The following is a 12,233-nucleotide window of genomic DNA, read 5'->3' as shown; positions in this document are numbered from 1 at the left end:
CACCGTGGCCGCGACGCCGGCCCCGGACCACTCCAGGACCAGCCCGGTCAGGAAGGCCACCCCGGAGAGCACCGGGAGCAGGATGGCCGCATCTCGCCACCACGGCCGGTGCGCCTCGGCCTCCTCGGATGCGCCCCCAGTGGTCTCCGCGGCGCTGCAGCATGCATCACTCACGAGGCCGCCTGCGCTGCGTCGCAGCACCCGGGCACCGAGCAGCCCGGGTCCATGCACGGGGCGGAGGCATCCACGGCCAGGGTCACCTCGACTAGGGCGGTCAGCGCGCGGGTCAGGTGTGCATCGGCGATCGCGTACCGGGTGCGGCGCCCCTCGGGCGCGACGGCCACGATCCCGCAGTCCCGCAGGCAGGTCAGGTGGTTGGACACGTTCGACCGACTCAACCCCAGATCCCGGGCCAACTCCGCCGGATATCCCGGGCACTCCAGCAGGGACAGTAGAATCCGGGACCGAGTGGGATCGGCCATCGCCCGCCCCAGCCGGTGCATCACATCCAGTCGCGTGGCAATAGTCAGCATGCGCTGAACTATACAGCACCTGATGTAGTGTCGTGCGGGGCCCCGGCCGATGCGGAGCCCCGCACGCCGTAGCAGAGAGGACCGTACGTGACCGCCTGTCACCGACGCCCCCCACTTCATCCTGGTCTCCGGAGGACGCCCCTCGGGAGGGCAGCATGAGCATCGGCGGATTCTTTGCCGAAACGGTCCAGTCCGGGGCCCTGCTGGTCGCCATGCCACTGGCCGCGGTGGCCGGCCTGGTCTCCTTCCTCTCCCCCTGCATTCTTCCCCTGGTCCCCGGCTACCTCGGCTACGTCTCCGGGTTAGCCGACCCGCGCCGGGAAGACAACCGGCGCCGGGTGATGACCGGGGTGGGACTGTTTATCCTCGGTTTCGCCGCGGTCTTCACCGCCTACGGGGCCGCCTTCGGAGTGATCGGTGGTTGGCTGCTGCAGTGGCAGGACCTGCTGATCCGGATCCTGGGGGTATTCGTCGTTCTCATGGGCCTGGTGTTGGTCGGCTGGCTGCCCTTTCTGCAGGGCACCAAGAAGATGTCCTTCCAGCCGAAGACCGGCATCGCCGGCGCTCCGCTGCTCGGAGTGGTCTTCGGCCTCGGCTGGACCCCCTGCATGGGCCCCACCCTGAGCGCCGTGCTGGCATTGAGCACCACCACCGGGGACCCCTGGCGCGGGGCCCTGCTGGGCTTCCTCTACTGCCTCGGGTTGGGCATCCCCTTCGTGCTGGTCGCGATGGGCCTGGACTGGGTCACCCGCACCCTGGGCTTCGTCCGCCGTCACATCCGGGCCTTCAACATCATCGGCGGAATCCTGCTGGTGCTCGTCGGGGTCCTGATGGTCACCGGGATCTGGACCCTGTGGATCTACCAGCTGCAGAACCTCGCCGGCACCTTCACCACCCCCGTCTAAACCCCTCCCTACTCTCGAGACCACACCCGACCGGATAGGACCGACCATGACTTCCACCGACCCCACCCCGACCAAGGCCGACTCCGCCCCGTCCCGGCAGCGCCGGGCCAAGATCGTGGTCTGGGTCCTGCTGGCCCTGGTCATCGTCGGCGGCACCATCGGCTATTTCGTGGCCCGCGGCGCCACCACCACCCCACCGCAAGACGCCAGCGCGTCCACCGGTCAGGAATCCGGACAACCGAGCCAAGAGGGCGGGCAGCTGGTCCGGGAGAACAGCCGGGTGCTCTCCCAGGCGCCGAACGAGAAGGCCGTGCTGGTGGAGTTCCTGGACTTCGAATGTGAGGGCTGCGCCGCGGCCTATCCCTTTGTCGAGGAGTTACGGGCGGAGTATGCGGACACCGTCACCTTCGTGAACCGTTACTTCCCGCTGCCGGGCCACCCGAACTCGGTCACCGCGGCCGTGGCTGTGGAGGCCGCTGCCCAGCAGGATGCTTACGAGCCGATGTATCAGCGGATGTTCGAGACCCAGACCGAGTGGAGCCACACCACGGAGGACCGCAGCGATGTGTTCCGCGGCTATGCCGAGGACCTCGGCCTGGACATGGCTGCCTACGATGCCGCCGTGGCGGATCCGGCGACCCGGGAACGTGTTGAGCTTGATGTCGCCGACGGCACCGCCTTGGGAGTCTCCGGGACCCCGACGTTCTACCTCGACGGCGAGCAGCTCGCCCCGTCCACCCTGGAAGAGTTCACCGCCGCCGTTGAAGCCGCTGTCCAGGACTAGGTGGCTTGCCGCCGGCAACGCCTTCTGACCGTGGACCGAGACCAGAAAAAGCCCTCCACCATGACCGAACGCTCGACCATTTCCACCCATCCCTCGAAGCCATCCCCCTCGCCAGCAGCGATGGCACCCGCCCGGGCCTGGTTCGCCGACCATCGGACCTTCGGGCTGATCCTGTTGGTCACCGGAGCCGTGGGCTGGATCGCCTCGGCCATCCTCGTGCTCGAGCGCCTGGCCCTGTACGAGAACCCTGGCCACGTCACCAGTTGTGACATCAACCCCTGGGTGTCCTGCGGGCGGGTGATGGGCACCTGGCAGTCCGAGCTATTCGGGTTCCCCAACCCGCTGATCGGCATCGTCGCTTTCGCCGTGGTCCTGGCCACCGCGATGGTGGTGCTCTCCGGGGCCCGACCCGGCCGGTGGTACTGGGCCGGACTGCAGGCCGGGGTCACCCTAGGGATGGCCTTCGTGACCTGGCTCTGGTTCCAAGCCCTGTACGAGATCTACATCCTGTGCCTGTACTGCATGATCGTCTGGGCGGCCATGATCCCGCTGTTCATCCTGCTCACCGCCCGCAACCTCGCCCACGGCGTGATCCCCGCCCCGCCGGCGGTGGCCCGGTTCGCCACCGGCTGGGCCGGGACCCTCATCGCCGTCGTCTACGTCGGCGTCGCCGGCTCCGTCTTCATCCAGTTCCTCCCCGCCTTCACCGGCCCCTGACCGGGTCTGATTGAACTGCCAACTCCCGCAGCTTCACCACCCAGTTGATCCTCGTACGGAGCACGGCCTCCCGGCTGCGGCAGCCTCCTTCTGGCGATAAAGCTGGGGGCCCTTACCGCCCAGACAAGGAACGCTGACGGGGCCCTCAGCCATGCTGGTGGTCAGGCCTCCGCGGCTTTCCAGCGGCGGGCAGTGACGAACGAGTGGATGCCGAGCGCCACGTACAAGATGAGCAGGGCGAAGGTAATCGTGCTGATGAGCACAGCCGTCGGACGCTCCGCGTCGCCGGCGATCAGCGCGCCGAGCTGCAGGACGTTCATCGATGTGCCGAGCACGCCGAGCACGGCGACGGCCAGGGCAAGGTGGACACCGAGCTTCTGCTTCTTCAAGCTGATAAGACCTGCAATCAAGATCACGACTCCGAGCAAGGCCGGGATCAGTGCTGTCCAGCTGGCGAACGACGTGGCGATATAGGCGATGGAACCAATGGCGATGAGAAGGACGCTGAGTCCGAGGGTGAGGCGACGCATAGCGCTTCCTTAGGCAGATGATGACCAAAACTACTTCTACGCAGTGTAGTAGAACCGGATTTCCGCCCGCCGCCTCGGAGCCTGATGTTGCTTCTCCTGAGGGTCGGCGGCTCCTCCAGCTCTTCGACGACTTATGGAATGCCGGGGGCGCCCCACCCCAGTCCCTGATGTCATGCCCGGCGAAGAGGTATCAAGCGACCGGCGACAGGGTATCGCGGCCGCCTTCTCGAGGGGGTCCTTCGAGAGGCGGGCGAACCCTTTTCATCAGGCGACCAGTACTCAGGGGGCGCGATGGAGGTGCGGTGAATGAGGTGCAGGCAGGAGATCCAGGCTCAGACGTCCTGCTCGATCCAGCAGGAGTTGACGCCGCCGTTCACCCCGAGAGAATCGGTGCGCAGGTTGACGTCGTAGTACTGAGACTTGTCCGAGGGAAGGGAACCGCCTGTGGCATCCTCGACCTTCGCCGGACCGATGGTGACGGTCCGCCAGCCCACGATGGCATAGTTTTCGGAAAGCACTTGAATGGCGCAGGCCACGGTGTCTTCGAAATCTTTGGTGACTTCGAACGTCACCGAGGCCCGGGTCGGGGAGTCAATGGCGTAGCCGACGTCTTTCCAGGACAGAGAGTCCTGCGAGGTCGGGAATGCCAACCAGGCAGTAGCGGCCACGGCGAGCACTAGGGCGGTGACGGCAATCCATTTGCCCCAGCGGGACCCGAATGACGGCCGAGCACGCTGGGTCCGCCCATATCGGTTCGCAAAGCTATCAACCGGCACATGATCCGCCGGCTTCTGGGGTGCTGGATCCATAGTGGCCCATGATAGGCCCGGCCTCCCGGCCGCCTTGTCCCGCGACTGGTACACGACCAGAAGACTCCCGGCTGGGGCATCCGGGAGACAATAAAGTCATGTACGCCCCGATCGACCTCCAGACCCCACTCGTCACCCAATGGATCGGCACACTCGTGACGATCGCGGGGCTGGCGGTCCTCGCCCACGGGCTGTGGCGCCGCAAACGCTACCAAGCCCACTTGGATGACGAGGACGCCCGCTACGCCGGGCCGGACCGGATCAAAGACGCCGTCCGCGAGGTGTTCGCGGGTGCAGGCATTCTCGTGCTCGGTCTGGCGACTCTCGCCTATTCGATCTACGGACACTTCGCCTCGCAGTCCAACATCCAGGAAAATGTCGCCAACAAGTACGGGGTCGAATCAGTCGAAGATAAGGGCTGGCGCGGCAATGCACTCCGCGCCGACATCACCATGCCGGACGGCACCGTCCATCAGGATGTCCTCATCATCTTCGAGGACTCCGGCGAACCGCAGATCAATCGCGACCTGAGCGGCGCGGCCACCGACAGCACCGGGTAACGCTCCGTCGCCCAGGGACGATTACCACCCAGGGTCAGGAAACATGTCGCAGCTCGAGGTACGCAGCGACGGCCTCACGCACGATGTCGGACTCGTCGCGCTGCTCGCGCTCCGCAAGAGCATGCACGCGATCCTTCAGGGCCTGCGGCACGCGGGCCCGAACGACAGGTGAGGGCCCTCGTTTCGTCCCGGCCGGCGGCCGCCCCACGGCCAGCCGCACGGCCTCCTGTGGGCTTGCCGCTCCAGTTGCTTCCACGAGAGCGTGGCGCGCATCGGGGCGGGCATCCTCGCCGCGCCGAATGGTGCCCGGCTTCACGGTCAGGTCTCCACGCGCAGCCCGGCCGGCCAGCTCTTCGTACGTATCGGCGGTCATGGCGCTTCTCCTTCATGCAATAGGTATCGGAACTGATCGGTGAGGTCCACGACGTGGAAGACGACGACGGTGCGGGGTGGTTAGTGGGCCGCGATCACTTCGAGGTAGCGCTCAGTCCGCCCATGCGAGTGGCCGATATACACGATGGTCTGATCCCCTGGCTCGCCCTCGATTTCTGCTGTCACCTCGGCATGCATCATGGCGCAGAGCGCACCCTCTCGGGTTATCCCGTGCTTGTCAGCGCTACGCGTCCGCTCCACCCCCATTCCTAAACTGTAGCACAAAATGCGGCTACATAGCCCTCGGGTGGAATTGCCGCCTGCTTACCACATGCACGATTGGCAATCGAACATACTTTCGATTCGCGTGAGGTGAGGGCTTGCTGGCAACCGAGGTCCGGGCTCTCGCCGAAGGGCTCGGGGAGCAGCTGCGAACGCGCGTCAATGACGGCGTGGTGGAGGCCGGCTTCCCCTCGCCGTCCCAGGACTACACCACCGCCGAGATTGATCTGACGGATCACCTGATGCCCAACCGGGCCTCGACGTACCTAGTGCGGGCGCGAGGGCACTCCATGACCGGTGCCGGGATCTGGGACGGCGACGAACTGGTGGTGGACCGCTCGATCCGCCCCCAGCACGGCCACGTGGTGATCGCCGTGCTTGATGGCGAACTGACCGTGAAACGGCTCAGAATCGAAGCGGACCGGGTGGTGCTCTCCTCGGAGAACCCGGCGTATCCCGACATTGCCGTTCCCTCGCTCTCGGATCTGCGGGTCTGGGGTGTGGTCACGGTGGCACTGCATCATGTCTCCCGCACCTCGTGAGGCCGTGATCGCTCTGGTGGACTGCGCCAGCTTCTATGCCTCGTGTGAGCGGGTCTTCGACCCGCGCCTGGAGGACCGCCCGGTGGTGGTGTTGTCCAACAACGACGGCTGCGTGGTGGCCATGTCCCAGGAGGCCAAGGTACTGGGGGTCCCGATGGGGATCCCGTGGTTCAAGCTCGAGCCCGTCGCCGCCACCCAGGGGATCGTGGCACGGTCCTCCAACTACGAGCTCTACGGCAGCCTCTCGGCGAGGGTCATGGAGGTCATCGGCCGGCACGCCGCCTGGCAGGAGGTCTACAGCATCGACGAGTCCTTCATCAGCCTGCGCGGCACCGTCGAAGAGGTGATCCAGGCCGGCCGGCGTATCCGCGAGGACGTGGCCCGCTGCACCGGGATTCCGGTGCGCGTGGGCATCGCCCCCACCAAGACGTTGGCGAAGGTTGCCCTCCTCGGGGTGAAGCGTTCCGCCCCGCTGTCCCGGGTCGGAGTGTGTCACTTCGGGGCCTACTCCCCCACCCAACGAGACACCATTCTGGCCAGCATCCCCGTCACTGATCTCTGGGGCGTGGCCGGCCGGCTGGGCCGCCGCCTAGCGAATCTGAATATCCATACCGCCGCAGACCTCGCCGCCCAAGACCCCGGGCAGATGCGCCGGCGGTTCTCGGTGGTCCTGGAGCGCACCGTGCGCGAACTGCGCGGCACCCCGTGCATCCCCCTCGAGGAAGAACCTCGCCAGTACAAAGACCAGCTCATCTACTCCCGATCCTTCTCGGAACCGGTCACCACCACCCCGGCCATGCGCCAAGTCCTCTCCATCTACGCCCAGCAACTCGCCTCCCGGCTACGCAATGCCGGACAAGAAGCCCGGGTCCTTACCGCTTGGGCGTCGACCTCGCCGTTCGCCACGGACCAGGAACCCCACTCGCCCCAGATCAGCGCCGTCCTACCCGTGCCCACGGCAGAGCCAGTGACGATCGCTCGTGGATCCCTGGGCTTGGCCGAGCTGATCCGCCCGGGCACCCGGTACGTGCGGGCTGGCGTCGTGCTCACCGATCTGCGCCCCGCAGGCCAGGCCGAGACCCTGCCCGGCCTCGGCCCACCCGGGGAGGGCCGCAATCTCGGCCCCACCCTGGACGCCGTGGTGGCCCGCTTCGGGGTCGGGAGCGTCGGCCTGGGATACGGCGGCCTCGGAACACCGCCGTCGTGGCAGATGCGCCGGGCCATGCTCTCCCCCAGGGCCACCACCCATTGGGACGAGCTCGTCACTGTCCGCCTGTGAAGGACTCCCGCAGACCCCGGGACCAGTGGTGAGGGGTCTTCGGCTTTGTACTCGGTGCGCCGCAGATTCATGATCCACCAGCCCTCAGGCACCCGGGCACGCAGCGCGGCAACCCCCGCCTCGTAGGACTCGCCCTCAGCCGGCAGCTCATCGGCCTGCCGATCTCCACGACCCGTGTCATCGTCGGGGATAGTCTCGATGGAGGCAGTGATGTTCATCCGTTCGGCCTTTGTGCCCTCGGCCCGCAGGAGCGCGTGCGGCAGACTGGGCCTCATGTGTGGACGGTATGTGATGGCCCGAGCCATCGGCGACCTGGTGGCAGATGCCGGTGCGGTCGAGCCCGAGGAAGAGCTGGTGCTTCGACCGAACTGGAACGTCGCACCGACCAGCGAGGTTCCCATCATCCTAGAACGAGCGATCGAGGACGAGACCCGCCGGGAAATCCACGTGGCCCGATGGGGCCTGGTCCCGCCATGGGCCAAGGACGTATCCGTCGGCTCGCGGGCCTTCAACGCCCGCTCGGAAACCGTCTCCACGAAACCAACCTTTCGCGCTGCCGTGAAAGCCAAACGGTGCGCGGTCCCGGTCGACGGGTACTACGAATGGCTCAAACCCCCCGCAGATGCACCCAAGGGCACACCGAAGCGGCCCTTCTTCGTTCACCCCGCAGACGGCTCCCTGATTTACTTCGCCGGGCTCTACGAGTGGTGGAAAGACCCGGCTGATGCGGAGGGCGATGAGGGCAGGTGGCTTCTGAGCTGCACCATCCTGACCGGCCCCTCCCCCAAGACCGGCACCGGCGAGGCCACCTTGGAACAACTGGCCGGCCTGCACGACCGCCTACCCCTGCCCATGGACCGCGACACCATGCACACCTGGCTGAACCCCGAGAAGCTAGCCTCCGCAGGCGAAGCCGAAGCACTGGTCGAGCACGTGCGGAACCAGGCCTACCAGACCGCCTCAGCATGGACCCTGACCGAAGTCGGGACCGCCATAGGCAACGTGCGCAACAACGGACCTGAGCTGATTCAGGGTCTGGGTTAGCTCGCGTCGGTGATCGCCCGGGCTTCGTCCTCAGCGTCCCCAGGTAGTTCCCAACTGATGCCGTTGGCGGTGTGGGCGGACTGACGCATCGCGGAAGTCAGCCGTCACAGGATCAGCCGCCGAGGTGGGCGCGGAGCGCTTCTTCGACGACGGCGCGTTGACTGATGCCGCGACGGTCAGCTTCTGCCGCGACGAGGTCTGCGATGTCCTCAGTGACGCGAACTCCGAGCTGCACGGTGGCTTGCCCTCGCCGGGTTGTTCGGGCCGACCCTGCCGGGGCCTGCACCTGGGACGGCTGACCTTCACTGGTGCGAACCGTGGGCACGACGGGGTCAACCGCCTCATCTGGAGCCGGTTGAGGCCGGTTGCGGCGGGGCAAGGTTTCGGGGCGGTCTGGTTGGGTGCTCATGCGCTGAGGACCTTCCTGGTGATCTCGGTGTATGCGTCGACGACGGGGCGGCCCTTTCGGTAGTCGCCGTACCAGGAGCGTGCGGTCCTGGCCTCCTGCACGATGGTGCGGTTGGGGATCAACGGGACCATCAGCAGTCCGGTGTCGCGGAGTTCGTCAACGCTGGCGGTTTCGGCCCGCGGGGTGACGGTGTCGTGGTAGCCGCCTAGGGTGTGTCTCCTAATGGGTGGCTGGTCGCGTTGACATGCTGGACGAGTGACACGCACTGAAGCCCTGACCGACGAGCAGTGGGCGCTGATCGAGCCATTGATGCCCTCGGCCACCGGGGCGGGCCGGCCGTTCCGGGACCACCGGGTGGTGGTCGAGGGCATCATCTACCGGTACCGGACCGGGATCGCTTGGCGCGATGTGCCGGAGTGCTTCGGCCCGTGGCAGACCATCTGGAAGCGCCACCGCCGGTTCAGCGGCGACGGAACCTGGGACGCCATCCTCACCGCGCTGCTCGGGCACGCGGACGCAGCCGGCCTGATCGACTGGGAGGTCTCGGTCGACTCGACCATCAACCGCGCGCACCAGCACGCCACGAACCTGACGCGCAGCACAGGGGGACCTGACGAACTACATGAAACAGCGCCAGGAGCCGCCTGACCACGCGATCGGCCGCTCCCGGGGCGGGCTGAGCACCAAGATCCACCACCTGTGCGACGGGAACATGCGCCCGCTGGTGATACTGCTCGGCCCGGGCCAGGGCGGGGACGCCCCGATGTTCGAACACGTCCTGGCCGGCCTGTACGTGCCCCGCACCGGCAGGGGACGGCCCCGGACCACCCCGGTGCGGGCCCTGGCCGACAAGGCCTACTCCTCCAAGGCCATCCGGGCGCTGCTGCGCCGCAAGGGTGTGCAGGCGGTGATCCCGGAACGGGCCGACCAGATCGCCAACCGTACCCGCCGCGGTGCCAAGCGCGGACGGCCCGTCGGTTACGACCCCGAGGCCTACAAGCGCCGCAACGTGGTGGAGCGCTCCTTCAACGTGTTCAAGCAGTGGCGGGCCTTGGCCACCCGCTATGACAAGCTCGCGCTGACCTACCGCGGCGGCGTGGTACTGCGCGCCATCACCATCTGGCTCAAGGCATTAGGAGACACGCCCTAGGCGGCTGCCCAACGCCAGCCCGGGGACTCACGACGCCGTTGCCTGCCCGAGCAGTGCGGCCTTCAGGGCTTGACCAACAGGATCCGAGTGCCGTCGGCTCTACAGCCCGGCGGCATGAAGACGCCTTTGCCGCCCACCTCGCCCAGGACCACCTCGGGGCCTTTGAACCGGACCTGGGCTCCCACATGCCCGGCCATGACCGGCCCGTCGTTGCGGTCGGCGTCGCCGGCCACAACGTACACCGTGCCCCGCTCGGACACGGAACTGCCCACCGGGACGGCCACCACCCGGGTCCCACCGCCGGCGGCGGGGGAGTGCCGCAGGGCCAGGCACCCGCCCTCGTGCACGACCAGCGTCCCCGCGCGGGGCGCGCCGACCCGGCCGGCCCGAGGCTCGAAGACACCCACCGAGAACTGCTCGCCGTGCCCCAGGACCGGTTCCGGGGGCTGCCCCTGGCCGGGCCCAGCGCAGCCGGCGACCACCACCGCCAGTCCAGTAGCGGCCAGCAGGGCGCAGACCCGGCGGACCGCCCTCGCCCGACGCGGCCCGCCATGACGGCGGGCGTGACCGGCCATACCGCCGGCCGACTGCTTGCGGAGGCCGCCACGGGTGCGCGAAAGCCACGCCCTCATCCCGATACCCCCTCAGGCTGCGTGGTACACGTCACAGGACCTCATTCTAGATCCGTGGTCGCCGGCGGGGGCCGTTCGTGTCACCGAGGATCATAGTCAAGTCCCACGTGCACCGATGCCCCGGCAGGGGGCCGCCGCCCTGTAACACGGCGTCAGCGGTGGCCTGCAGTAGGCCGAGGCGAGAGGACCGTCCGTCAGTGGGTCGAAACACTCCGCCTCCTGCGACTCGGGCCTCGGCGCCGTCCCCGGCGCCGGGTGCGTCCAACTTAGCCTCCGGGACACGACTACCGGTGGACACGGCGGCCGCAATCCACGATCCGGCAAGGTCCCTGCAGTCCGGGTGCGCGTCGTCCCTCCACGGTGGGGACCACCTGCCCAGGGTCATGTCACGACTGTGGGCGCATGCCGGCCAGGGTGAGGGCATGGAGACAGAAGACCGCCAGTTCTTCAGCTGGCACGTTTTCGCGACGGGGAGGTGCTTCGATTTAGAAGAAAGCGTTGGAGAAGCGCAGCATGATCGAGGCCAGCACGCCCACGTAGAGCAGGACGATGATCGGCCAGGACCACTCCGCGGCGAACTTCTTAACCCTGGCAGACGCGGGGATCACACCGTGCTGGAGGTTCCGGGACGTCAGCAGGACGAAGAGGGGGATCATGCCGGCCCAGACGACCATGCAGTACAGGCAGAGGATGTTGATCTCGTAGACGGCCTGGCTCCACAGCCAGACGATGAAGACGAAGCCGGCCAGGACTCCGAGGTTCATGCCGATCCAGAACCAGCGGGCGAACCGAGCCCGGGCAAAGAGGCCCATGGCGATGGTGATGACGATCGGGAATGCCACCATGCCGATGAACTGGTTGGGGAAGTTGAACAGCTGGGACTGCCACGTCTTCATGACCTCGCCGCAGGACACCCAGGGATTGAGATCGCAACTGGTGATGTGGTTCGGATCGTTCCACAGCATCACCCGTTCCATGACCAGCATGAGGGTGCCGTACAGGCCCAGCAGGGCGGTGATCAGCAGCACCCAGGCCGTGCCGAAGGGCCGGGCGTACCAGCTCAGGGGGCGAGTTGCCTCAGTGCCGGGGGCAACGTCTGCGGGAGAATTCACGGTTCCATAGTAGGTCGTTGGCCCGCACCCCTCGGTGTCCCGTCATCCGTGTTAGTCCCAATGTGATTGTGGGCTCCTCTCTAACAGCACACTTCCGTCGGCACCGCGAGTGTCTCGAAGGGGTACACCCTCCCGACCGGGCTCCAATGGCGACTTCGTCGTGGACCACCTTGTTGCGATCGCGAGGGGCCCGTCCGCTAAACGGTGGGCATGACTCTGAGGTGCTGGCGGTCGGGTCAGGAGCGGACGAGACGTGCGATGGCGTCCGAGGCTTCTTTCATCTTGGCTTCGGCTTCGTCTCCGCCGAGCTGGGCGGCATCCACGACGCAGTGCTTCATGTGGTCGTCCAGCAGTCCCAATGCGACCCCGCGCAGGGCGGAGGTGAGAGCAGAGACCTGCGTGAGGATGTCGATGCAGTACTTCTCTTCCTCGACCATGCGGTGGATGCCGCGGGCCTGTCCTTCGATGCGCCTAAGACGGGCCAGGTACCGGTCCTTGTCGGAGATGTATCCGTGGTGCCCGGCATGGTGCGCGGCTTCGGTCGCTTCGGCGGGGGTGGTCATGGTGGTCTCC

The 12,233-nt window shown here is 67.0% G+C and carries 16 protein-coding genes; 9 read left to right on the top strand and 7 right to left on the bottom strand.

Features of this window, described 5'->3' with window-relative positions; genetic code table 11:
- Positions 1 to 170: 170 nt before the first annotated feature.
- Positions 171 to 533, bottom strand: coding sequence for a Cd(II)/Pb(II)-sensing metalloregulatory transcriptional regulator CmtR (gene cmtR, locus IEX49_RS14955; RefSeq protein WP_159554147.1), 363 nt, complete (start codon positions 531 to 533; stop codon positions 171 to 173).
- Positions 534 to 688: 155 nt separating this feature from the next.
- Here cmtR and IEX49_RS14950 point away from each other — a divergent pair, with 155 nt between their 5' ends.
- From IEX49_RS14950 to IEX49_RS14940, 3 genes are read left to right on the top strand one after another with little or no spacing between them, the layout of a single operon-like run.
- The gene (locus IEX49_RS14950) at positions 689 to 1,438 is read left to right on the top strand and encodes a cytochrome c biogenesis CcdA family protein (protein ID WP_159554149.1); all 750 of its coding nucleotides are present in this window, start codon (positions 689 to 691) and stop codon (positions 1,436 to 1,438) included.
- A 46-nt stretch (positions 1,439 to 1,484) separates the two neighbouring features.
- Complete coding sequence (locus IEX49_RS14945; RefSeq protein ID WP_159554151.1) at positions 1,485 to 2,222, top strand: DsbA family protein; 738 nt, start codon at positions 1,485 to 1,487, stop codon at positions 2,220 to 2,222.
- A 60-nt stretch (positions 2,223 to 2,282) separates the two neighbouring features.
- The gene (locus tag IEX49_RS14940) at positions 2,283 to 2,939 is read left to right on the top strand and encodes a vitamin K epoxide reductase family protein (RefSeq protein WP_371300676.1); all 657 of its coding nucleotides are present in this window, start codon (positions 2,283 to 2,285) and stop codon (positions 2,937 to 2,939) included.
- Between the two features lie 161 nt (positions 2,940 to 3,100).
- On the opposite strand, the gene IEX49_RS14935 is transcribed toward IEX49_RS14940, so the two are convergent.
- Together IEX49_RS14935 and IEX49_RS14930 are read right to left on the bottom strand one after the other, a co-directional pair.
- Complete coding sequence (locus IEX49_RS14935) at positions 3,101 to 3,469, bottom strand: hypothetical protein (protein WP_159554153.1); 369 nt, start codon at positions 3,467 to 3,469, stop codon at positions 3,101 to 3,103.
- 332 nt (positions 3,470 to 3,801) lie between these two features.
- Positions 3,802 to 4,278, bottom strand: coding sequence for a DUF4307 domain-containing protein (locus IEX49_RS14930; protein WP_159554155.1), 477 nt, complete (start codon positions 4,276 to 4,278; stop codon positions 3,802 to 3,804).
- A 98-nt stretch (positions 4,279 to 4,376) separates the two neighbouring features.
- Between IEX49_RS14930 and IEX49_RS14925 the strand changes: the two genes are divergently transcribed.
- A complete protein-coding gene (locus IEX49_RS14925; protein ID WP_159554157.1) occupies positions 4,377 to 4,838 on the top strand; it encodes a YidH family protein in 462 nt (153 codons plus the stop codon).
- A gap of 34 nt (positions 4,839 to 4,872) precedes the next feature.
- Here the strand turns inward: IEX49_RS14925 and IEX49_RS14920 are convergent, their stop codons facing one another.
- Positions 4,873 to 5,211 carry a ribbon-helix-helix protein, CopG family gene (locus tag IEX49_RS14920; protein WP_159554159.1) on the bottom strand — a complete coding sequence of 113 codons (339 nt, stop codon included), beginning with the start codon at positions 5,209 to 5,211 and terminating at the stop codon, positions 4,873 to 4,875.
- 427 nt (positions 5,212 to 5,638) lie between these two features.
- Here IEX49_RS14920 and IEX49_RS14915 point away from each other — a divergent pair, with 427 nt between their 5' ends.
- The 5 genes from IEX49_RS14915 (at position 5,639) to IEX49_RS14895 (ending at position 9,916) form a co-directional block, all read left to right on the top strand.
- Positions 5,639 to 6,034 carry a LexA family protein gene (locus IEX49_RS14915; protein ID WP_159555310.1) on the top strand — a complete coding sequence of 132 codons (396 nt, stop codon included), beginning with the start codon at positions 5,639 to 5,641 and terminating at the stop codon, positions 6,032 to 6,034.
- On the top strand, positions 6,015 to 7,313 hold the full coding sequence (locus IEX49_RS14910; RefSeq protein ID WP_159554161.1) for a Y-family DNA polymerase: 1,299 nt from the start codon (positions 6,015 to 6,017) through the stop codon (positions 7,311 to 7,313). The genes IEX49_RS14915 and IEX49_RS14910 overlap by 20 nt, the downstream gene beginning before the upstream one ends.
- Positions 7,314 to 7,586: 273 nt before the next feature.
- Positions 7,587 to 8,357 (top strand): SOS response-associated peptidase, encoded by a 771-nt coding sequence (locus IEX49_RS14905; protein ID WP_159554163.1) that lies wholly within the window; start codon positions 7,587 to 7,589, stop codon positions 8,355 to 8,357.
- 124 nt (positions 8,358 to 8,481) lie between these two features.
- Positions 8,482 to 8,829 (top strand): hypothetical protein, encoded by a 348-nt coding sequence (locus IEX49_RS17200; RefSeq protein ID WP_229672764.1) that lies wholly within the window; start codon positions 8,482 to 8,484, stop codon positions 8,827 to 8,829.
- Positions 8,830 to 9,021: 192 nt separating this feature from the next.
- Positions 9,022 to 9,916 (top strand): IS5 family transposase gene (locus tag IEX49_RS14895; protein WP_159554167.1). Its coding sequence is split into 2 segments (ribosomal slippage): positions 9,022 to 9,378 and positions 9,380 to 9,916, totalling 894 coding nucleotides; the frame shifts between segments, so codons are not numbered across the junction.
- A gap of 62 nt (positions 9,917 to 9,978) precedes the next feature.
- On the opposite strand, the gene IEX49_RS14890 is transcribed toward IEX49_RS14895, so the two are convergent.
- From IEX49_RS14890 to IEX49_RS14880, 3 genes are all read right to left on the bottom strand, one after another.
- Complete coding sequence (locus IEX49_RS14890) at positions 9,979 to 10,548, bottom strand: hypothetical protein (RefSeq protein WP_159554169.1); 570 nt, start codon at positions 10,546 to 10,548, stop codon at positions 9,979 to 9,981.
- A gap of 485 nt (positions 10,549 to 11,033) precedes the next feature.
- Positions 11,034 to 11,660 (bottom strand): vitamin K epoxide reductase family protein, encoded by a 627-nt coding sequence (locus tag IEX49_RS14885; RefSeq protein ID WP_159554171.1) that lies wholly within the window; start codon positions 11,658 to 11,660, stop codon positions 11,034 to 11,036.
- A 236-nt stretch (positions 11,661 to 11,896) separates the two neighbouring features.
- The gene (locus tag IEX49_RS14880; RefSeq protein ID WP_159554173.1) at positions 11,897 to 12,223 is read right to left on the bottom strand and encodes a metal-sensitive transcriptional regulator; all 327 of its coding nucleotides are present in this window, start codon (positions 12,221 to 12,223) and stop codon (positions 11,897 to 11,899) included.
- Positions 12,224 to 12,233: the final 10 nt, after the last annotated feature.

The sequence above is a fragment of the Citricoccus zhacaiensis genome (assembly GCF_014645315.1).
GTDB classification, from domain to species: Bacteria; Actinomycetota; Actinomycetes; order Actinomycetales; family Micrococcaceae; genus Citricoccus; species Citricoccus zhacaiensis.
This window is presented reverse-complemented; position numbering and strand designations above follow the sequence as displayed.

Excerpts from the sequence above, each read along its gene's own strand:
- IEX49_RS14905 (WP_159554163.1), top strand. The coding sequence starts at position 7,587 with ATGTGTGGACGGTATGTGATGGCCCGAGCCATCGGCGACCTGGTGGCA.
- IEX49_RS14950 (WP_159554149.1), top strand. The coding sequence starts at position 689 with ATGAGCATCGGCGGATTCTTTGCCGAAACGGTCCAGTCCGGGGCCCTG.
- cmtR (WP_159554147.1), bottom strand. The coding sequence starts at position 533 with ATGCTGACTATTGCCACGCGACTGGATGTGATGCACCGGCTGGGGCGG.
- IEX49_RS14940 (WP_371300676.1), top strand. The coding sequence starts at position 2,283 with ATGACCGAACGCTCGACCATTTCCACCCATCCCTCGAAGCCATCCCCC.
- IEX49_RS14890 (WP_159554169.1), bottom strand. The coding sequence starts at position 10,548 with ATGAGGGCGTGGCTTTCGCGCACCCGTGGCGGCCTCCGCAAGCAGTCG.
- IEX49_RS14935 (WP_159554153.1), bottom strand. The coding sequence starts at position 3,469 with ATGCGTCGCCTCACCCTCGGACTCAGCGTCCTTCTCATCGCCATTGGT.
- IEX49_RS14945 (WP_159554151.1), top strand. The coding sequence starts at position 1,485 with ATGACTTCCACCGACCCCACCCCGACCAAGGCCGACTCCGCCCCGTCC.
- IEX49_RS14910 (WP_159554161.1), top strand. The coding sequence starts at position 6,015 with ATGTCTCCCGCACCTCGTGAGGCCGTGATCGCTCTGGTGGACTGCGCC.
- IEX49_RS14880 (WP_159554173.1), bottom strand. The coding sequence starts at position 12,223 with ATGACCACCCCCGCCGAAGCGACCGAAGCCGCGCACCATGCCGGGCAC.
- IEX49_RS14930 (WP_159554155.1), bottom strand. The coding sequence starts at position 4,278 with ATGGATCCAGCACCCCAGAAGCCGGCGGATCATGTGCCGGTTGATAGC.
- IEX49_RS14925 (WP_159554157.1), top strand. The coding sequence starts at position 4,377 with ATGTACGCCCCGATCGACCTCCAGACCCCACTCGTCACCCAATGGATC.
- IEX49_RS14920 (WP_159554159.1), bottom strand. The coding sequence starts at position 5,211 with ATGACCGCCGATACGTACGAAGAGCTGGCCGGCCGGGCTGCGCGTGGA.